Source organism: Corallococcus sp. Z5C101001 (assembly GCF_007352635.1).
Taxonomy (GTDB): domain Bacteria; phylum Myxococcota; class Myxococcia; order Myxococcales; family Myxococcaceae; genus Corallococcus; species Corallococcus silvisoli.
The window spans coordinates 106,829-126,268 of the sequence record NZ_VKLU01000012.1 but is presented as its reverse complement, the minus strand read 5'-3'; the positions used below and the strand labels follow the sequence as shown (position 1 = coordinate 126,268).

Below are 19,440 nucleotides of genomic sequence, written 5' to 3'. Positions count from 1 at the left end.
GCACAGGCCGGGCCTAGATTCGCTCGACGGAGTAGACGCCCGTCAACCGCTCGATGGAGCGCATCAGGTCCGTCAGCTGCTTGAGGTCGGAGATGGTGACCTCGAAGGTGTTCACCGCCCGGTCGTCGCCGGTGGCCCGGCAGTTGGCCTGGGAGATGTTGACGCTCTTCTTGGAGAACGTGTTGGTGATGTCCGCCAGCAGGCCCGGCCGGTCCGCCGTCAGGACGCGCAGCGTCACGGGCCGCTTGAAGTCGCCCTTCACGTCCCAGGACACGTCCACGCGCCGCTCGGGGTCCGTGGCCAGGGCCTTCTCACACCCCACCGTGTGCACCGTCACCCCCCGCCCCCGGGTGATGAACCCCGCGATGGGGTCCCCGGGAACGGGGTTGCAACAGCGCCCGAAGCGCACCAGCACGTCGTCCACGCCGCCAATCTGGACGCCGCTGCGGTTGTTGCGCCCCACCAGCCGCTTGGCCAGGTCCGTCATGCGCGACAGGCCCGGCAGCATGGAGCCGTTCGCCGCCGTGCCGTTGCCGTCCACGGGGCGCGGAGGGGGCTCCGCCTGCGCCAGCTTGTCCTGCGGCACGATGCGCAGCACCAACTGCTGCGGCGTCACCTTGCCATAGCCGATGGCGACCAGCAGGTCGTCCTCGACGCGGAAGCCCAGCTCCTCGGCGACCTTCTTGAGCTCGCCGTTCTTCATCTGCTTGTTGAAGTTGAGCTGGAAGCGCTTGAACTCGCGCTCCACCAGCTCGCGGCCCAGCTGCAGGCTCTTGTCGCGCTGCTGCTGCTTGATGAAGCCGCGGATGCGCTGCTGCGCGCGGCTCGTCTTGACGAAGGTGAGCCAGTCCTTGGACGGGTGCGCCTGCGGGCTGGTGAGGACCTCCACCGTGTCGCCGTTCTTCAGCTTGTAGCGCAGGGGGACGATCTTCCCGTTCACCTTCGCGCCCACGCACCGGCCGCCCACGTCCGAGTGGATGGCGTACGCGAAGTCCACCGGCGTCGCGCCGCGCGGCAGGCTGCGCACGTCGCCCTTGGGCGTGAAGACGAAGACCTCGTCGGTGAAGAGGTCCACCTTCACCGTCTCCAGGAACTCCTTGGGGTCCTTGAGGTCCTGCTGCCACTCCATCAGCTGGCGCAGCCAGGCGAACTTCTCATCATCCTTGGAGATGGGCGCGCGGCCTTCCTTGTAGGCCCAGTGCGCCGCGATGCCCTCTTCGGCGATCTTGTGCATCTCCGCGGTGCGGATCTGCACCTCCACGCGCTCGCTCAACGGACCAATCACCGTGGTGTGCAGGGACTGGTACATGTTGGGCTTGGGGATGGCGATGAAGTCCTTGAAGCGCCCCGGCACCGGCTTCCACATCTGGTGCACCATGCCCAGCGCCTCGTAGCAGGCGGGGACCGCGGGCGCGATGATGCGGAAGGCGATGATGTCGTGGATCTGATCGAAGTCGATGCCCTGCGACTTGATCTTCTTCCAGATGCTGTAGACGTGCTTGAAGCGGCCGGAGACGTCGCCCTTGAGCCCGCGCTCCTGGAGCTTGGCGCGCATCAGGTCGCACGTGTCCTCGATGTACGCCTCGCGCTCCTTCTTGCGCTTGTTGAGCTGCTCCTCCAGCGCGAAGAACTCCTGCGGCTTCACGTAGCGGAAGGACAGGTCCTCCAGCTCCGTCTTGATCCAGGAGATGCCCAGGCGGTTGGCCAGGGGCGCGTAGATGTCCAGCGTCTCCTGTCCGATGCGGGCCTGCTTCTCCTCGGACATGTGATCCAACGTCCGCATGTTGTGCGTGCGGTCCGCCAGCTTCACGAGGATGACGCGGATGTCCTGCGCCATCGCGATGATCATCTTGCGGAAGTTCTCCGCCTGCTTCTCCTCCTGGGAGAGCGTCGCGGACGCGGAGAACTTGGACAGCTTCGTCACGCCGTCCACCAGCTGGGCGACCTCCGGGCCGAACAGCTCCGTGAGCTCCTCCGCGGTGGCGAGCGTGTCCTCGATGGTGTCGTGGAGCAGGCCGGTGACGATGGACGCCTCGTCCAGCTTCAGCTCCGCCAGGATGCCCGCCACCTCCAGCGGGTGGACGAGATAGGGCTCTCCCGACTTGCGGAGTTGTCCCTGATGGACCTTGGCCGAGTAGACGTACGCCTTCTTGATGATGTCCAGGTCGGGGTCCGGGTGGTACGACGCAACCCGCTGCAGGATGTCGTTCAGGCGAATCATCGAGGCGGTGACAATCGTAACTGCCTCAAACAGCAGGGGCAACGTCGCCCTGGAACATCGCGTCTCCCCGGCGGGTCCTGGACCCTGGAATCCCCGGGGATTGGCTCAAGGCATTCGTTGACCCGGCGTTTCACGCCCTCGTAGATTGGCCCTCCGACCATGTCTCAGCTTCTGCTGTCCGCGCTCCCGGTGGTCTGCCCGAACTGTGACGGTTACAACCCGCCACGCTCGGCCACCTGCGCACTGTGCGGCCAGGCGCTGGGGGAGGCCGCCCCGGCCCCCCGCGTGGTGGCCGCGCCTCCCGCCCGGCCGGCGACCCCGCCGCCCGGCCCGGGTCGCCCCGCCGCGGTGTCCAGTTTCACGCGTCCGGGTGAGGTCCTGGCGCCGCCTACGCCGCCCCCGCCGCCCAGCGCGGTGCCCCCCGGGCTCAAGCCCTCGGCGCGCACCCCGCCGCCCACCGCCGCCGCCGGGCTGATGGTGGAGGCCCGCCGTGCGGCGGCCCCCGCATCCGGTACCCCGCCCCCCCCGCCGCGAGCGGGGTATGGGCCGGCCCTGCCGCCCGCGAACACCCGCCCGCCCCCGCCCGTGCCCGACAGCGCCCTCCCCGCCCGGGGCGGCACGGGTGGAATGGCGCCGGTAGGTGCTGGCACCACAGCCCCGGCGAACACGGGTGCCACGGCCCCGGTGGGGACTGGCTCGCCGCCCGCGACCACGGGGGCCACGGCGCCCGCGGCGCGTCCACCGCCGGTGGCTTCTCGCTTCGGACTGGCGGTGATCGCCGGGACGACGCGCGGCCAGCGCTACAAGCTCCCGGTGACGGGGTGCGTGGTGGGCCGCCAGCGCGGCGCCATCCTCTTCCCCGACGACGTCTTCGTGTCGCCGCTGCACGCCACCTTCCTGGTGAAGGACGGCGCCCTCTTCGTTCGCGACGAGTCGAGCGCGTCGGGCGTCTACGTCACCTTCGCCGGCACGGAGGCCCTGGCGCCCCGGGCGCTCTTCAGCGCGGGCCAGCGGCTGTTCCGCTTCACCGGCCGCGTGGAGGCCCCTCCGCCGGTGGTCGGCCGCCCCAACCCATACGGCTCACCGGTGCCGCTGGGGCAGGCGCTCTACGGCGTGGAGGAAGTGCACATGGGTGGCAGGGCGGGCCGCGCGGTGGTGACGGCGGCGGCGCTGCTCACCATCGGACAGGCGCACTGCGACCTCGCCTATCCGCACGATGAAGGGCTCGCCGGCCGGCACTGCGAGCTGAGCCCCACGGCGACGGGCGCCATGCTCCGCGACCTCTCCGGCGGACTGGGCACCTTCGTGCGAATCCCCCCGGCCACGGAGCGGCCCCTGCGTCCGGGCGACCGGGTCCGCCTGGGCCAGCACGTGATGCAGGTGGAAACGCTCGGCTGACGGAGGCTCCTCCGGGCCGACCCGCCGGGCCCCGCGGGGGCATGCCTCACGTGCGCCGCGGGTGGCCGTCTCACCCAAAGGTCCGAGGGTCTGGGGCACGAACACGCCCGACCGCCCGCGGTCCGGGCCCACGCGCTTCAAGCCGCGGGGCCCCACGATTCAGGGGGACGAGGGACGCGCCACGGGGCTGCCCAGCCGCAGCTCGATGTACGCACGCGCCCGCGAATCCGGCATGTCGGTCAGGTGGCGCACCCACCAGCCGCGCGCCTCATCCGTGTTCTCGCGCTGCCAGTACAGCTCGCCCAGCTTGAGCGCCAGCTCCGCCTCCGGGTTGAAGAGGAAGGCTTCCTTGTAGCTGGAGGTCGCGCGGGTCAGCTCTCCCGCGAGCACGTCGCGGTCCCCGTCCTGCGTCAGCTTGCGCGCCTTGTCCACGTTGCGCGAGGTGCTGGGGATCTGCCGCAGGTACTCGGGCTGATCCGTGCCCGCGGTGAGCTGGCGAGGGGCGTTGGGCGGCGGCTGGTACTGGTTGCCTTCGCTGCCGCTGCCCGCGCCCACGCCGAAGTAGTAGACGAAGAAGCCCACCGCCCCCAGCACCAGCACGGTGGTCAGCGCCTTGAAGAAGAGGATGATCCCCTCGCCACCGCTGGGGGTGGACGCGGACACGGCGGTGCGGCTGCCCCGCACGTCCTCGGGTGACAGCGTGGCCTCCTCCGACACCGGGGTGCGCGCGTTGGCCAGCCCCTGCACGGTGGCCTCCACCGTCACGTCGTTCCAGCCGGTGTCGTTGCGCGAGGAGTTGTGCGCGGCCTGCGACTTGCGCGGGATGGGGGCCAGCACGTTGGAGGCCTGCGGACGGCGTCCCCCGGTCTCGGCCGCCCCGCCCCGCCGGCGCTCCTTGTCGACCGCCAGCAGCTCCGTCTTGAAGGCCGCGGCGTTGGCCGGCCGGTCATCCGGGTCCTTGGACAGGACGCGGAGGATCAACCGCTCCATTCCCGGGGAGATGCGCGCGTCCGGACGGCGGCGCGTGGGGGGAGGAGGCTCCTCCGTGAGGTGCTTGGTCGCGAAGCCCACCGCCGAGTCGGACTCGAAGGGCAGCAGGCCCGTCGTCAGCTGGTAGAGGATGACGCCCACCGCGTACAGGTCCGAGCGGTGATCCAACACCGCGCCCCGCGCCTGCTCCGGCGACATGTACTCGGGGGTGCCGCACACGAAGCCCGCGCGCGTGAGGGCCGGGCCCTCGTCCTGCGAGTCGGTGATCTTCGCGATGCCGAAGTCCAGCACCTTCACGAAGTCCGGCTCGTTGCGGCGCTGCTCCACCATGATGTTCTCGGGCTTCAGGTCCCGGTGGATGACGCCCGCGCCATGCGCGTCCGACAGCGCGCTCAGGATCTGGAGGACGATGCGCACCACGCGCGCCTCGCCCAGCGGCCACTCACGGCTGAGGAGCTGGTGCAGGTCCTGCCCGGCCACGTACTCCATCGCGATGAAGAGCGCGCCGTCGTCGGCCTGGCCGAAGTCCAGCACGCTGATGGAGTTGGGGTGGTTGAGCCGGCTGGCCGCCTTGGCCTCGCGCTGGAAGCGCGCAACGGTGCGCTCGTCCGACAGCAGCGTGTGGCGCAGCACCTTCAGCACCACGACCTTGTCCAGCGCGAGCTGCCGGGCGCGGTACACCTTGCCCATGCCGCCCTCGCCAATCAGGGCCTCCACCCGGTACTTGGCGGCAATCGTCTTGCCGACGTATTCGTCGCCGCCCTCCGCCGAGCGCAGGAGCGTGGCGCCGCAGGCGGGGCAGTAGCGGGAAGAGTCTTCGGCTTCAGCGCCGCAGGAAGGGCAGTACACGTCAGCGTCCAGTGAGTGGGGTCGGGACTTCACCACGTCGCTCGGGTGGGGAGCAAGCCGCGTGCGCCAGGGCCCCACAACGCCGCGCGGGCCTGCTAGAAGGGACCCTCCCATGGACGCCGTGGACTACTGCCCCCGTTGTGACACCGAGAATTCCCGGGATGCCACCGTCTGCCGAGCCTGCGGCTCGGCGCTGCGCTCCGGAACGATGGTGATGGCCGTGGCGCACATCTCGTCGCGCCCCCAGGTGTCCATCCGCGTCGTACGGGCGGACGGGGGCCCCGAGTCCCTCGTGCGCATGCAGCGCGACACCCTCACCTGCGGCCAGCAGGCGGACATCGCGCTCAACGACGACCCCTTCATCATGCCCGTGCAGGCGCGCTTCTTCTTCTCCGGCGCGCGGCTCGCCGTGGAGGACGTGGGCGGCGCCAACGGCGTCTTCGTGCGCCTGCGCAACGAGCGAGAGCTGCCCGCCGGAGGCGAGCTGCGCCTGGGCCGCCAGCGGCTGGTGCTGGAGCCCATCCCCACCGCGGCGCTCGGTCCGGGCGGCACGCAGGTGTGGGGCTCGCCGGATCCGGGCTACCGGCTGCGGTTGATCCAACTGCTGGAGGGTGGCCTGCGCGGCGCGGCCTATCCCCTCAAGGACGGCGACAACCTGCTGGGTCGCGAGCAGGGGGACATCGCCTTCCCCACGGACGGCTTCGTGTCCGGGCGGCACGCGCTGCTCCAGGTGCGGGGGGACCGGCTGATGGTGCGGGACGTGGGCTCGTCCAACGGCACCTTCATCCGTCTGGCGGGGCCGACCTTCGTCGACAACGGCGACCACTTCCTCATCGGCCGCCAGCTGCTGCGCGTGGAGATCCAGCCCGTCGCGGCCTGACGCGGGCTCCACCGTCCGCGGCCTCCTCCCGCGAAGGGAGGGCCGCACGGGCCCGTGATGGCACCGTGCGGCCGGGAAGGTGTGACGCTCCGGCCTCAGCCGTAGGACTTCTCCTTCTTCTCCTGCTCCTCCTTGCAGCGGATGCAGAGCGTCGTCACGGGACGCGCATCCAGGCGCTTGGGGGAGATGTCCTCCTCGCACCGCTCGCAGATGCCGAAGGTGCCGTCTTCCACGCGCTTGAGCGCGCCGTCGATCTTCTGCAGAAGGAACTTCTCCCGGTCGCGCAGACGGAAGACCATGGACTGGGTGTACTCGGAAGCGGCCTGGTCGATTTCGTCAGGCAGGTCGTCCGTGTCGAAGGACGATTCCTCCACCAGGGTCTTCTTCGCGCTTTCGAGCAGGCTCGTTTTGCTGTCCTCGAGCATCTTCTTGTAACGCTTGAGATCTTTCTGGTTCACAGCCTGCGGCTCCGTTGGACGGGTAGAGGGGGCCTGACCCCGAAAAAAAGGGCCCGAAAGCTTTATTCATGCAGATTGCAGTGTCAAGCTGACCTGCTTCAAATCGTGGGTGCATGAGGGGCCCCTTGAGCGACAACACGAAGTTCGATCGAGAATTCTTGCGCTCGGCGCTTTCCCTGGCCGCCAAGAGCGACGTCGACCACTTCCTCTACATCTGCGACACGCCCATTCCTCCCGAGGACCTGCGAGGTCGTCCCGCGCGCAAGAAGCTCGTGTACGCGGTAACGCTGGACAAACTGGCGCAAGAGCTCCTCGCCAAGAAGGTCCGGGCGCTCGTGATTCCCGCCTACGACTACTCGCGCACCGAGCGGGTGAAGGTGGCGCTCGTGTCCGCCCTGTCCCAGGGGGCGTTCAAGGAGGGCGACCTGGTGCTCTGCATGACGGGCAAGGTGGGCCGGGCGCCGGACACGCTGATGCAGATGCGGATCGGCGGGTCGCTGGACGACCGGCTGGCCATCGAGGGCGTGAAGCTGGGCGAGGAGTTCAACTCGCAGGTGGTGGACGCGCTCATCCAGCTGGCGCTCCAGATTGGTCAGGAGGGCTTCGAGGGCCATCCCATCGGGACCATCATCACGATTGGCGACCACACGAGCGTGCTGGAGAAGAGCCGGCAGCTCACCATCAACCCGTTCCAGGGTCTGTCGGAGGCCGAGCGCAACGTGCTCGACCCGAAGATCCGCGACGCCATCAAGAACTTCTCCGTGCTGGACGGCGCGTTCGTCATCCGCGAGGACGGCGTGGTGCTGTCCGCCGGCCGCTACCTGTCCGCCAACGACGACACGGTGAAGATTCCCCTGGGACTGGGCGCCCGCCACGCGGCCGCCTCGGGCATCACGTCCACCACCCACTGCATCGCGCTCGTCGTGAGCCAGACGTCCGGCGCGGTGCGCCTGCTCAAGGGCGGCAGCATCGTGCTGGAGCTGCACCAGACGGCGCGGCGCACCTAGCGCGGCGGCCCTACTTCACGCGCTCCGGCGCCGCGGCGGGCCGCTGCTCCTCGCGGTAGATGTCCGCCAGGGCGTGGGCCTTCTCCACCTCGTCACGCGCCGCCTCCAGCGCCAGCACCCGGTCGAAGCGCTCCACCTGCTCGCGGAGCGCCTCGGTGACGACACCGCCCGCGGCGATGCGGACGGACGCGCTCTCGCGTTCGATGCGCAGGTCGGCCACGCGCTCGCCCAGCTCGCCGGCCGCGGTGAGCAGCAGCGCCGAGTCCTGCTCCGCCCGGCGCAGCGACTCGCGCGCGGACTCCAGCAGGCGCTCCGTCTGCACCCGGTCGCGCTCCAGAACGCCCACGCCCTTCGCGTCCCCCCGCTCCTGGGCCGTCTGGCACCGGCCGGCGATGTCGCCCAGGCGGGCGGTGTAGCGGGTCACCCCGCGGGACAGCTCCCCCTTGAGGGCCAGCAGCGTGGCGGCGGACTTGCGCACCTCGGAGGACTGGCGCTCCAGGTCCTCGATGAGCCGGTCGAACGTGGCCAGGGGATCCACGGGCGCCGGGGGCGCCTTCTTGCGTTTGAGGAAGCCGAACATGGCGCGTGCCTTGGGGCGCAGTCTACCCGAACGGACGGCAGAGCAGCCGCACCCGTTCCAGCGCGTCGCCCACCGGACGGCCTCCCGCGGCCAGCGCGGCCAGGTAGCGCGCGGGCGTGAGCCCGTAGACGGACAGCAGGTGCTGCAGCAACACCACGCTCTCCGTGGCGCGCCGGTCCGCGGACGCGAGCGACGCGGCCTCGCCCACCGCCTCCAGGATGTCCACCACCCGCGCCACGAGGTCCGGACCGGGCACCTCCGGCACGGCCGGCGGCGCGGGCGCGGCGGGGAAGAGCGCGTCGAAGGACGCCTCCACCGCCACGCTGGCTCCGGGCGTGCGTCCGGCGGCCACCGCCTCCAGCGCGTCCAGGTGCGGGGCCAGCGCCTCCAGTGCTTCCAGGGAGGCAGGCACGTCGCGCGGCAGCAGCGTGCGCCAGGGCGTGTCGAACTCCGTGCGGGCCCAGCGGATCTCCTCGTCGGAGAGCGGATGGTAGAAGGCACGGCCCCCGGCGGCGCGCTGCTCCAACACCAGGGACTTGAGGTCCGCGTTCTCCTCGCCCAGCGAGATGAAGCTCAGCGAGATGTCCAGGGCCCCCATGGGCGCGCGGGTGCGGCGGATGAGGTCCAGGTCCACGCGATCCTCGCCGTCGGTGATGAGCACCACCGTGGCGCGCGCGAGGTACGGGTCGCGCCCCTGCGCGGCCCGGATGGAGTCGAAGGCGGACAGGAGGGCCAGCGAGATGTCCGTCTGTCCCTCGGCGGGCGAGTCGCGGAAGAGCTTTTCAATCTGCCGGGTCGCCTCCGCGGCGGTGTCCACGCGGGCCAGCTCCGTGGGCACGTCGTTGAAGAAGCTGAAGTAGAGCGGGTCGAAGCTCTCCTCGCGCCTCGCCTTGACCCGCAGGTTGTTCAGCTCCGCGATGATCAACGCGTCCCGGAAGCGTGCCCGCGCACCGTGCATGGACCCGGACGCGTCGCAGACGTACACCCGCACGGCGGTGCGCTTCACCTTGCGTGGACGGGGCGGAGGCGCGTCATCCAGATAGGTCCGCACCAGCTGCCGGTGCGCGGCGAGGTCCTGGAGGAGCCGCCGGGGATCGGTGATGACGAAGTGGTGGACCTCGTCCAGGCTCCCCGTCGTGGCGAAGGACATCGTCTGCGTCGGATAGGGCACCTGCCGAGGAACGGCCCGCGCCGCGGCCGTGTCCGCTTCGACCACTTCCTCGGTCAGCGAATCCTCCACGTCGAAGTAGCGGGCGCACCCGGCCGCCAGGTCGAACGTGGCCAGCTGTTCCGGCTTCAGCGAGAACGCCAGGTCCGCCAGCTGCTCGTCCGGCGCGTCCGCGTCTTCGCGGCCGGAGTCCTCCGCCGCGTCCGACTCTCCAAGCCACTGGAGCCGCGCCTCCGACTCGGCCTCCTCCACCATCCGCGTCAGCCGGTGCTCCGGGGGCAGCAATGGCGTCAGCGCGCGCCGTGCGGCGGAGGCCAGCTCCGAGTCCCCTGCCTCCAGCGCCCGCTCGTAGAGCCCCTGCAGGGAGCGGTAGGCCCCCCGGGGGTCCTTCTTCGCGCCCTCTCGCACGTCGCGGACCAGCGCCTCCAGGGAGCGCGTGGGCGGCACCTCGCGCACACGCTCGCGCGCCTCGGCCACGTCGTTGCGCAGCGCCATGCTCCGCGCGCGGTCCGCGTCCGCCCCCAGACGCAGGAGCAGTTCATGGGCGAGGTCCAGGTCGCGCCGCTTCTGCACCAGGTCGATGACGTTCTCACGCGCGCGGGCGGCCAGCAGCTCCGCGATGGCCAGCCGAGCGTGGGTGGGGGGCTGCTCGCGGGTCGTGTCGCTGGGGCGCGCGAAGATCTCGAAGGGGGCCTCGTCCCCGGCCTGCGCCTCCAACGGCCGGCTGAAGAGGTCCGCCACTTTCACCGCGCGGGCCAGCCGCACGAAGCCCCGGTCCAGCGCGGTCAGGGCCCCCGCTGGCACCTCTCCAGCGCGGTGCGCCCGCTCCACGAGGCGAAGGCACTCATCGTACTCCTCCAGGGCCTGGCTCGCGCGAGCCCCCAGGCCCTGCGCGAGCGCCCCCGCCCTGCCCCGCTGGGTGCCCAGCGCGAGCAGCAGCCGGGCATCCGCGGCGGTGTGGACGCCCACCCGATCCAGCTCGCGGTCGAGCGCCACGAGCACTGGCAAGGTCAGGTCCTCCGGCCCCCGCAGCTTGCGGCCGAAGGGCCAGGACCACGCGGCCCCCCGCGCCGTGGCGGGCTGTCGCAGCGCATCCAGGCGCTGCCGCAAGGGGGTGAGTCGACGCGCCAGCACGTCTCAGCGCCGCCTTCCGTGCACGGCCGCCGCGCTCACGGCGCGGTCCGCCGCTCCAGCACCTGCCGGCTGAAGCGCCCGAAGTCCTCGTCGATGCCGCGAAGCTGCGCGGACAGCTTGCGCGCGCTGTCCCCCAGCTCCCCCGGAAGCGTCTCCAGCATGCCCAGGGTGGCCTTGAGCCGCACCAGCTCCCCCTCCTTCAGCGCGAGCAGGGGGAAGCGGCTGCGCACCAGCCGTTCGAAGGTGCGCTCCGCGTCGGCGCGACCATTCAGCGCCTCCGGGGCGGGCAGCGCGGACAACAGCTGCGTCAGCCAGCTGCGCAGGTACTTGATGCGCGACTGGAGGAAGGACAGCTCCGCCTCGGCCACCGCGGCGCGCACCGTGTCGGAGAGGAAGGCCGCCGCCGACGGGGGACGCGCCGCCATCAGCTGTCCATCCAGCCCCACCAGCGCCGCCATCTCGCCATCGGGGGCCTGCGCGGACAGCTCGCCCCGGTAGTAGGTGTACGCATCCCCGTTGAGCACGGCGTTCGGGGCGGGGGGCGGGCTGGCCACCTCGCGCGACAGCACGCGGGCATGCTCGCGCAGGCGCGTCTCCATCAGGTCGCGGCACTCGGCCAGCACCGGCTCGGCGGTCACGCCCTCGCGCCGCAGGTTCTCCGCCACTGCCTGCACCGCGCGGCCGTACTGCTCGATGCGCTCGAATGGGGTCGCCCCCAGCACCTCGCGCGCGTACGCCACGCTCAGCGGACGCAGCAGCTCCTGCTTCAACCCGACCTGCGCCGGGTCCAACGCCGTCAGCGCTTGCTCCAACTGGGAGAGGCGCCGCGAATCCGCGGAGAGCGCATCCAGCGGATCCTTGCGGCCCCGGGGGGCGCCCGCGGGGAATGCCGCCGACACCCTGCGCCGGAGCGCGGCCACCACCCGCTGGCGCGTGTCCCGGTCGGCATCGCGCAGCCGCTCGTGGAGGGAGGGGACGGCCTCGGTGATCGTCGCGGCCAGCGCCCCCATCACCCCCAGCTCCTCCTCCAGGTTCTCCGCGAGCCCGGCCAGCCACTCCATCTTCACGCTGTCCTCGAAGGCGAGCCCCTCCGCCGCGGACGCGCTCATCTCCAGCGCCTGCTCCAGGAACCGCGCGGACGCCTCGCACAGCGCGGAGTATCCCGGCCGCAGCTCGGGGACCGTCCGGCTCAGCTCCAGGACATCGCGGATGGCGACGAGGAGCGCCACGCCTCCTCGCCCTTCGCCCTGCCCCACCGTCATGCCCCGCGACAGCCGCTGCTCCAGCGCGGCCACCAGCGCGCGCGCCGCCACCAGCAGCGGGGCCCGGTTCTGGCCGTGGCGCGGCCCCGGCACCAGCTTGCCCAGGACGCCGCGCGCGGTGCTGGACACCACGCCCGCCTGCCAGTTGCGACTCAGCCCCTCCGCGGCGTTCACGTCATCGGCCGCCGCCAGCGCCGTCGCCTCGCGCTCCACGCCGCCGCCCAGCTCCTGGCGCACCTTGCCGAGCACTTCGTCGAAGGTGCGCTGCTCCAACCGGACGATCTCCAGCTGCGCCCGCTCGCGCGGGTCCACCGCGGCCTTGAGCAGCGCGTCCGCCTCCGCCGCGGGCGGGCCGCCCAGCAGGAAGAACCAGCGCAGCGCGTCCAGGTCCTCCACCGTCGCCTCGAGCGGCCGGTCCGGGCGGCGATAGATTTGATCGCGCACCACCGCCGCCTTCAGCGTCCACAGCGCCTTCACGATCGAGCGCTGCGAGAAGTACTTCGTGGGCACGTAGTCCGGCAGCTTCGACACCTGCGCCACCAGCGCGCGCTCCAGCGCGTCCGTCAGCATCTCCACGCCCTCGAGCACGTGGCCGGGCACCCGCACCTGGGCCACCGCGTCCTGGAGCAGATCCAACTGCTGGAGCGTCAGCGTGGCGCGCAGGTCCGGCCGCGTCCCGTGGACGAAGCGGTGCATCATCGCGGCCCGGCTCTCCCGCCGCGCGAAGGCCTTGGGCACGAAGCTGATGAAGCTCAACCGGTCCGCGAACGCCAGGAGCAGCTCCGGCGAGCGCGCGAGCACCTCCGTGAGGTACCGGTTGCTCGTCATCACCACGCACTCGGTGCGCCCGGCCGTCACCTTCCGGCCGTGCTTCAGCTCCCGCTCGTACATCACGTTGAGGATGGAGCGCAGCAGCATGTCCCGGCCGTCGAAGACCTCGTCCAGGAACGCGTGCACCGAGCCCAGCATCCCCTCGTCGGTGAGGTATTCGGTGCGCCCCGTCTCCGTGAGCACCTTGAAGTCCACCGGGCCGATGAGGTCCGTCTGCAGGGTGGTCTCCGCGATCTGCTTGGAGAACAGCGAGGGCAGCCCGGACACCTCGTCCGTGATGCGCCCCAGGACGGCGCTGGCGACCGCGCTCTTCGCCGTCCCGGGTGGCCCCACCACCAGCACGTGCTCGCGGCAGAGCAGCGCCAGCTCGATCTGCGTGAACAGCGTTTCCCGCTCCAGGTACGTCTCTCTCAGCTCCCCGAAGAAGCGGCGAAAGGACTGGGCGGCCTGCAGGTTGGGAGGAGGCGAGGTCACGGAGGGCCAGGAGCGAACGGGGAAGGACGCATGCTACCCGCCCCCCTTCCCCTATTTGAAGTGCACCGCGCAGGCCTCGTCGGGGCAGTTGCGACCCGCGATGCGGAAGCGGTAGCGGGCCACCACCCCATACACCGCATCCGCGAGCTGGCGCAGGCCCGGCACGTAGTACACGTAGAGGAGGCGGCCCAGCGGCCGCCGGCCCAGCGCGCGAACGATGGCCTCCGCCCCTTCGAAGACGCGGCCGTCCGCCTGGATGAGCTGCATGGCCTTCTCGCACCGCTCCAGCGCCACCCCTGGAAAGGCGTCGAGCACGCCCTCGTCGCGGAACGAGAGCAGCCGCGTGCCCTGCCCGCCCACCAGCTTGCGCATCTCCCGTGCAGCCCCGCTGCAGATGCGGCAGTGGCTGTCGTAGAGGACCACGTCATGTCCCGGCGGTGTCGTCTGGAGCGTCGTCACGCGTCACCTCCCCACGGACCCAGTATGTCAACGCGGCCGGAGCATCTCATGCAGTTGTCCGTGCACCGCGCGCCAGATGTCGTGTTGCCGCTCAATGGGATCCATCAGCGCGAGCCCCACCGACGTCGCCGGGGAGCTGCCCTGGAAGGCGGAGTACTGTCGGATGCGCGTCCCTCCGGTGCCGTCATCATCGAAGATGAACTGGTTGGTGCCGCGCAGCGGGTGGCCGTCCAGGGTGGTGATGTGGACCGTGCGCTGGGTCTCGTTGAGCTTCACGGTGATGGGGGCCCACACCGGCGGCGGCCCCTGCTCCTCCAGGAAGAGCCGGGCACCATCGGTCAGCGCGCTCGCCGCCGGCCGCAGGGAGATGCCCGCCGCGCCGAAGAGCAGCTCCGGGTTGCTCACGAACGCGGCGTAGGCCTCCCGCGCCGACACGCCGGGAATGCTGCTGGCGTAGTCGGTGAGGGATGTGGGGGCTCCCGGGATGGGCGGGCTCGGATCCAGGTGGCCCAGTTGCTTGCGCGCGTACGTGTCCATCGCCGTGCCCTTGTCCAGCGTCACGCTGAAGGCGGCGGCCTGGGTCTGCTCCAGGAGCAACGCCCCCTGCTTCACCTGCTCCTTCAGGGAGCCGGTGGGCCTCGGTGGGAACGCGCCCCCCACCCCGAAGTCGAAGCCATTGCCCTCCCGCGCCCGGGCCGGCCGCGCGGGAGGCGTGGCCGGCGCGCTGGCGCCCTGGAACACCTCCACGGAGTTGGCTGGGGCCGCGGGCGCACGGGACGCCGCCTCCGGGCGCATGGGCAGGGGGCTCAAGCCCACCTCGGAGGCGCCGAGGTCGGGGAGCACACCGGACAGCAGGGATTCGATGCGGGACATGGCGGGACACCTTCTGGAGACAGCGAGGAACCCGCCGGCTCCTTGCAGTGCCTCCGCCAATGGCCGCGCACGTGAAATCGCGCGGTTGCCTCCGCCCTGCATCCCGCATCCGGAACGCCCGTCCAGCGGCGCGGAAGAAAAGAGAAGGGCCGGCGCCCCTCGTCGGAGCACCGGCCCTGGAGTCTCAGCCCCCGCCTCGCGGTGGGGACCTCACGGCCTTACGACTGGCGGAACTCGGCGTCCACCACGTCGTCCTTCGCGGACGGCTGGGCGCTGGAGCCCGGCGCCGCGGAGGGCTCACCGCCCGGAGGAGGCGTGGCGCCCGGCGCGCCGCCGGTGGCGCGGTACATCTCCTCCGCCGCCTTGTAGCTGGCCTGCTGGAGCTTCTCGAGGGCCGCCTTGATGGCGTCCTTGTCCTGGCCCTCGCGGACCTTGTTCAGCTCCGCCACCCCGTCCTCGATGGCCTTCGCCACGTCGGGGGTGAGCTTGTCCTTGTTCTCCTTGACCATCTTCTCCGCGGCGTAGGCCTGGCTCTCCGCCTGGTTCTTCACCTCGACCAGCTCGCGGCGCGACTTGTCGGCGGCCTCGTTGCTGCGCGCGTCGGTGACCATCTTCTCCACTTCGTCCTTCGACAGACCGGACGAGTGGCTGATGGTGACCTTCTGCTCCTTGCCGGTCGCCTTGTCCTTGGCGTTGACGTTGAGGATGCCGTTCGCGTCGATGTCGAACGTCACCTCAATCTGCGGCACGCCGCGCGGCGCCGGGGGCATGCCGGTCAGGTGGAAGCGGCCGAGGCTGCGGTTGTCGCCCGCCATCTCGCGCTCACCCTGCAGCACGTGGATCTCCACCTGCGTCTGGCCGTCCGCCGCCGTGGAGAAGGTCTCCGACTTGCGCGTGGGGATGGTCGTGTTGCGCTCGATGAGCTTCGTCATCACGCCGCCCAGCGTCTCCACGCCCAGCGACAGCGGCGTCACGTCCAGCAGGAGGATGTCCTTCACCTCGCCGGAGAGCACGCCCGCCTGCACCGCGGCGCCCACCGCCACGACCTCGTCCGGGTTCACCGTGCGGTTCGGCTCCTTGCCGAACAGCCGCTTCACCGCCTCCTGCACCATGGGGATGCGCGTGGTGCCGCCCACGAGCACGACCTCGTTGAGGTCCTTGGGCTCCAGGCCCGCGTCCTTCAGGCACTTGCGGCACGGCTCCAGCGAACGCTCCACCAGAGGGCCAATCATCTGCTCGAACTTGGCGCGCGTGAGCTTCACGTTCAGGTGCTTGGGACCGGACGCGTCCGCCGTGAGGAACGGCAGGTTGATGTCCGTCTGCATCGCGCTGGACAGCTCGATCTTGGCCTTCTCCGCCGCCTCCTTCAGGCGCTGGATGACCATCTTGTCCTTGCTGACGTCGAGCCCGGTGTCCTTCTTGAACTCGCTGATCAGCCAGTTCATGATCTCCAGGTCGATGTTGTCGCCGCCCAGGTGCGTGTCGCCGTTGGTGGCCAGCACGTCCACGACGCTCTCGCCCACCTCCAGGATGGACACATCGAAGGTGCCACCGCCGAAGTCGTAGACGGCGATCTTCTCATCCTTCTTCTTGTCCATGCCGTACGCGAGCGCGGCCGCGGTGGGCTCGTTCACGATGCGGCGGACGTTGAGGCCGGCGATCTCACCGGCGTCCTTGGTGGCCTGGCGCTGGGCGTCGTTGAAGTACGCCGGGACGGTGATGACCGCCTCCGTCACCTTCTCCCCCAGGTAGTTCTCCGCGGCGCGCTTGAGCTTGAGCAGCACCTGCGCGCTGATCTCCGGCGCGCTGTACTGCTTGCCGCTGATGTCCACGCGAGCGTCGCCGTTGGGGCCCCGGGCGACCTTGTAGGGGACGAGCTTCGCCTCCTCGCTGGTCTCCTCGAACCGGCGGCCCATGAAGCGCTTCACCGAGTAGACGGTCTGCTCGGGGTTGGTGATGGCCTGGCGCTTCGCCACCTGACCGACCAGGCGCTCCCCGTCCTTCGTGAACGCGACCACGGACGGCGTGGTGGGGGCGCCCTCTTCGTTGACGATGACCTTGGGCTCGCGACCCTCCATGATCGCCACCACGCTGTTCGTGGTGCCCAGGTCGATTCCGATAATCTTGCCCACGGTTCCCATCCTCCGGAAATGACTGCGTTTTTCCTACGAAATCCCGATGTAAGCCCAACGTAACCACCCCCCCCGACGTGTCAAACGCCAGGACGGGTTTCCCCGTAGGCCCGGGCACCCAATGCAAAGGTGATGACGCCCCCTGCGTAGCGCAGTGCGCAGCGGCCCTCCGAGGGCCCGTCACCTGAACGCCATCTCCACGCCACGGGTGCGTAACGCGCTCTACACCGCCGTCACCCCGCGGTAGCAACCAGGCGGTCGCAGTGGGGACCAGCTGACCGTTCAACCCCTTGGAATCACATCAAGGTGCGGCGCTGACGCCTCGCGTCAGGGGTTGGCGAGAAAAGTGCACAGTCCCCACCGCGTCAGCGCTGTCATACCGCTCCCCGCCCCTTTGGAGTCGTCCCATGCTGGTTCAGCCCCTCCGTTCCACGGACTTCCGCCGCTCGCCGACGGCGCTTCCGTCCGCGGAACCGAAGGTCGCGGTGCTGCTGAACGCGAACGCCCGCAAGGTGGACGCCCGGGTGGTCAAGCTGATGTCGCACGTGGTGCCGGAGGAGGACCTGTTCCTGTCCCGCTCGCCGCTGGACGCGCGCCGCATCGCGCAGACGGTGCTGGAGCGGGGCTACCCCACGGTGTTCACCGGCGGCGGCGACGGCACCTTCATGGGCTTCGTCAATGAGGTCCTGCAGCAGGTGGGTCCGCGCGGGAAGTTCGCCGGCCAGACGGCGCCGCGCTTCGGCATCCTCAAGCTGGGCACGGGGAACGGCATCGCGGCGTTCGTCAACGCCTCCAGCACCCGGGGTGATGGCATCCTCAACGACGTGGTGCGTGCCCGCGCGGCGGAGGTCCCCGGCGTGCGCACCATGAACCTGGTGCAGGTGAACGGGCAGCGCGCGCCGTTCGCGGGCCTGGGCGTGGATGGCAAGGTGCTCAACGACTACATCGCCGTGAAGGAGTCGCTGGGCAAGGGCCTGTTCAAGCGGGTCATGTCCGGCGGTGGCGGCTACTTCTCCGCGGTGGCCTTCAAGACGGTGCCGCACTACCTCACCAGCTCCGTGCAGGTGGAGTGCGAGGTCGTCAACGGCGCGTCGGAGGCCTACCGCCTGGGCGCGGAGGGCCAGACGGTGGGCGCGCCGCTGGCGCCGGGCGCGGTGCTCTTCCGGGGCAAGCTGATGATGGCCGCCGCGGGCACCATGCCCTTCTATGGCTACGGCTTCCGCATGTTCCCCCACGCCAATGATCGCCAGGGCTACCTGCAGCTGCGCCTGGGCCAGGTGACGCCCACGCAGGTGCTGGCCAACCTGCCCCGCCTGTGGAGCGGCCGCTGGGCGCCGGAAGGCCTGCACGACTTCCACGCCCGCGAGGTCACCATCCGCTTCGCGCGACCCATGCCCTTCCAGGTCGGCGGCGACGCGGCCGGCTATCGCGAGCAGGTCACGCTGTCGGTGGCGCCCGAGTCCATCGAGCTGCTCGACTTCAACGGCGTGCAGTAGCGCCCGGCGGTTGAAGGGCCCTATCTTCCGGGCCCTCCCCCACGCCCAAGCACCGGCTCAGCCGCGGTCGCGCGACGCCGGGGGCTTCTCACCCGGTTCCTTGCGGCGTCCCACCGCGAACGCGTAGCTGACCCCTGGCTTCTGGTTGTGCTCGCGGTGCAGGGCCAGCTCCTCGCGCAGGGAGGCGCTCTCCTGCGAGGCGCCCTCTGGCAGGTGCGCCTCCAGGTCCTTGTAGAACGCGTCCAGCTCCGTGTCGTGCAGCGACTCCACGGACTCCGGCTCGAAGCCGGCGGTCTCCAACGCCTGGAGCAGTTCGCGGGGCAGCAGCAGCGGCGCGCCCAGGCGCTTCTCCCAGAAGTCCAGCACCGGCTTGGGCGTGAAGCGCCCCACGCGCGCCGGGAAGGTGAAGCCCACCCGTCCGCGCTTGCCCAGGAGCGGGCGGAACACACGCAGGGAGACGTCCAGCGGGTACTGCACCCGCCCCGGCACCAGGATGCCGTGGAACGGCCCATCCAGCATGCCCAGCGCGTCCGGCGCCACGCGGCGCACCTCGATGCGATCGGAGAGGCCCTGGGAGCGCACGCGCTCGCGCACGGGGGACACGAGCGCTTCGTCCGTGTCCACGGCCACCACGGAGCACTTCAGCTCCTGGGCCAACAGCACGGCGGCGCCGCCCTCGGGGCCACTGCCGAGCACCAATACCCGCGAGCCCGGCTCGAGCTGGGCCACCTTGGCGAAGCGGCGCGTGGCGTCGTCCGAACCGAACGCGCGCTGCGCCCCCGGCGGGAGGTACAGCGGGAAGTGCTCGGCGGGACTCATTCCACCCTCATATACGCACCCCGGCCGGACTTCCAGCCGCCGGAGGGCTCCAGCCCACCCTGGGGTGGTGCCCGCGCACCGCCTGCCTCACAGGTAGTAGACGATGCGGGGATCCTGGTGCAGCTCCGTGTAGATGGCCCGGCGCTGCTCCTCCGACAGCAGCAGCACCGACACGCTCAGGGACACGAACTTCCCCTTGCGGCTGTGCTGCACATGGATGGAGTCCGGGGACACCTCCGTCCCCATCTTCCGGCGGAAGAGCGAGCGCACGTGCTCCTCGAATTCGGCGGTCTCCTCGACCGTCGCCTTGCCCATCACCTTGTACTCGTAGACAGCGGGGTACTCGATGAGGGGCTTCTTCTCTTCGCCGGGAGCCTCGGGCTTGTCGGTGCCGTCCTGGGTCATGACA

The 19,440-nt window shown here is 70.6% G+C and carries 15 protein-coding genes; 4 read left to right on the top strand and 11 right to left on the bottom strand.

What is annotated here, in order from left to right; genetic code table 11:
* Positions 1-13 precede the first annotated feature (13 nt).
* Positions 14-2,221: a bifunctional (p)ppGpp synthetase/guanosine-3',5'-bis(diphosphate) 3'-pyrophosphohydrolase gene (locus FOF48_RS26040; protein WP_143905739.1), complete on the bottom strand. Its 2,208-nt coding sequence runs from the start codon at positions 2,219-2,221 to the stop codon at positions 14-16.
* A gap of 159 nt (positions 2,222-2,380) precedes the next feature.
* Between FOF48_RS26040 and FOF48_RS26035 the strand changes: the two genes are divergently transcribed.
* Positions 2,381-3,619, top strand: coding sequence for an FHA domain-containing protein (locus FOF48_RS26035; protein ID WP_143905737.1), 1,239 nt, complete (start codon positions 2,381-2,383; stop codon positions 3,617-3,619).
* 159 nt (positions 3,620-3,778) lie between these two features.
* Here FOF48_RS26035 and FOF48_RS26030 read toward each other — a convergent pair whose 3' ends face one another.
* Positions 3,779-5,458 (bottom strand): serine/threonine-protein kinase, encoded by a 1,680-nt coding sequence (locus FOF48_RS26030; protein WP_143905735.1) that lies wholly within the window; start codon positions 5,456-5,458, stop codon positions 3,779-3,781.
* Positions 5,459-5,570: 112 nt separating this feature from the next.
* Between FOF48_RS26030 and FOF48_RS26025 the strand changes: the two genes are divergently transcribed.
* Positions 5,571-6,338: an FHA domain-containing protein gene (locus FOF48_RS26025; RefSeq protein ID WP_143905733.1), complete on the top strand. Its 768-nt coding sequence runs from the start codon at positions 5,571-5,573 to the stop codon at positions 6,336-6,338.
* A gap of 95 nt (positions 6,339-6,433) precedes the next feature.
* Here the strand turns inward: FOF48_RS26025 and FOF48_RS26020 are convergent, their stop codons facing one another.
* Positions 6,434-6,796: a TraR/DksA C4-type zinc finger protein gene (locus FOF48_RS26020; protein WP_120564404.1), complete on the bottom strand. Its 363-nt coding sequence runs from the start codon at positions 6,794-6,796 to the stop codon at positions 6,434-6,436.
* 125 nt (positions 6,797-6,921) lie between these two features.
* Between FOF48_RS26020 and FOF48_RS26015 the strand changes: the two genes are divergently transcribed.
* Positions 6,922-7,803, top strand: a complete 882-nt coding sequence (locus FOF48_RS26015; protein WP_143905731.1) for a diadenylate cyclase — start codon at positions 6,922-6,924, stop codon at positions 7,801-7,803.
* A 10-nt stretch (positions 7,804-7,813) separates the two neighbouring features.
* On the opposite strand, the gene FOF48_RS26010 is transcribed toward FOF48_RS26015, so the two are convergent.
* The 6 genes from FOF48_RS26010 to dnaK form a co-directional block, all read right to left on the bottom strand.
* Positions 7,814-8,383, bottom strand: coding sequence for a PspA/IM30 family protein (locus tag FOF48_RS26010; protein ID WP_143905729.1), 570 nt, complete (start codon positions 8,381-8,383; stop codon positions 7,814-7,816).
* A gap of 22 nt (positions 8,384-8,405) precedes the next feature.
* On the bottom strand, positions 8,406-10,685 hold the full coding sequence (locus tag FOF48_RS26005) for a vWA domain-containing protein (protein ID WP_143905727.1): 2,280 nt from the start codon (positions 10,683-10,685) through the stop codon (positions 8,406-8,408).
* A 35-nt stretch (positions 10,686-10,720) separates the two neighbouring features.
* On the bottom strand, positions 10,721-13,252 hold the full coding sequence (locus tag FOF48_RS26000) for an AAA family ATPase (RefSeq protein ID WP_143905725.1): 2,532 nt from the start codon (positions 13,250-13,252) through the stop codon (positions 10,721-10,723).
* Between the two features lie 51 nt (positions 13,253-13,303).
* On the bottom strand, positions 13,304-13,711 hold the full coding sequence (locus tag FOF48_RS25995) for a thiol-disulfide oxidoreductase DCC family protein (protein ID WP_143905723.1): 408 nt from the start codon (positions 13,709-13,711) through the stop codon (positions 13,304-13,306).
* A gap of 27 nt (positions 13,712-13,738) precedes the next feature.
* Positions 13,739-14,584: a hypothetical protein gene (locus FOF48_RS25990; protein WP_143905721.1), complete on the bottom strand. Its 846-nt coding sequence runs from the start codon at positions 14,582-14,584 to the stop codon at positions 13,739-13,741.
* Between the two features lie 218 nt (positions 14,585-14,802).
* On the bottom strand, positions 14,803-16,716 hold the full coding sequence (dnaK, locus tag FOF48_RS25985) for a molecular chaperone DnaK (protein WP_143905720.1): 1,914 nt from the start codon (positions 16,714-16,716) through the stop codon (positions 14,803-14,805).
* Positions 16,717-17,123: 407 nt separating this feature from the next.
* Here dnaK and FOF48_RS25980 point away from each other — a divergent pair, with 407 nt between their 5' ends.
* Positions 17,124-18,212 carry a diacylglycerol kinase family protein gene (locus FOF48_RS25980; protein ID WP_143905718.1) on the top strand — a complete coding sequence of 363 codons (1,089 nt, stop codon included), beginning with the start codon at positions 17,124-17,126 and terminating at the stop codon, positions 18,210-18,212.
* 57 nt (positions 18,213-18,269) lie between these two features.
* On the opposite strand, the gene FOF48_RS25975 is transcribed toward FOF48_RS25980, so the two are convergent.
* Both FOF48_RS25975 and FOF48_RS25970 read right to left on the bottom strand, forming a co-directional pair.
* A complete protein-coding gene (locus FOF48_RS25975) occupies positions 18,270-19,031 on the bottom strand; it encodes a cyclopropane-fatty-acyl-phospholipid synthase family protein (protein ID WP_143905716.1) in 762 nt (253 codons plus the stop codon).
* An 87-nt stretch (positions 19,032-19,118) separates the two neighbouring features.
* Entirely contained in the window at positions 19,119-19,436 is a 318-nt protein-coding gene (locus FOF48_RS25970) for a YbeD family protein (RefSeq protein WP_143905714.1), read from the bottom strand.
* Positions 19,437-19,440 lie beyond the last annotated feature (4 nt).

What these genes read in the sequence shown, in the direction of transcription:
- FOF48_RS25990 (WP_143905721.1), bottom strand. Translation starts at nt 14,584, where the DNA reads ATGTCCCGCATCGAATCCCTGCTGTCCGGTGTGCTCCCCGACCTCGGC.
- FOF48_RS25975 (WP_143905716.1), bottom strand. Translation starts at nt 19,031, where the DNA reads ATGAGTCCCGCCGAGCACTTCCCGCTGTACCTCCCGCCGGGGGCGCAG.
- FOF48_RS25970 (WP_143905714.1), bottom strand. Translation starts at nt 19,436, where the DNA reads ATGACCCAGGACGGCACCGACAAGCCCGAGGCTCCCGGCGAAGAGAAG.
- FOF48_RS25980 (WP_143905718.1), top strand. Translation starts at nt 17,124, where the DNA reads ATGCTGGTTCAGCCCCTCCGTTCCACGGACTTCCGCCGCTCGCCGACG.
- FOF48_RS26025 (WP_143905733.1), top strand. Translation starts at nt 5,571, where the DNA reads ATGGACGCCGTGGACTACTGCCCCCGTTGTGACACCGAGAATTCCCGG.
- FOF48_RS26010 (WP_143905729.1), bottom strand. Translation starts at nt 8,383, where the DNA reads ATGTTCGGCTTCCTCAAACGCAAGAAGGCGCCCCCGGCGCCCGTGGAT.
- FOF48_RS26035 (WP_143905737.1), top strand. Translation starts at nt 2,381, where the DNA reads ATGTCTCAGCTTCTGCTGTCCGCGCTCCCGGTGGTCTGCCCGAACTGT.
- FOF48_RS26040 (WP_143905739.1), bottom strand. Translation starts at nt 2,221, where the DNA reads ATGATTCGCCTGAACGACATCCTGCAGCGGGTTGCGTCGTACCACCCG.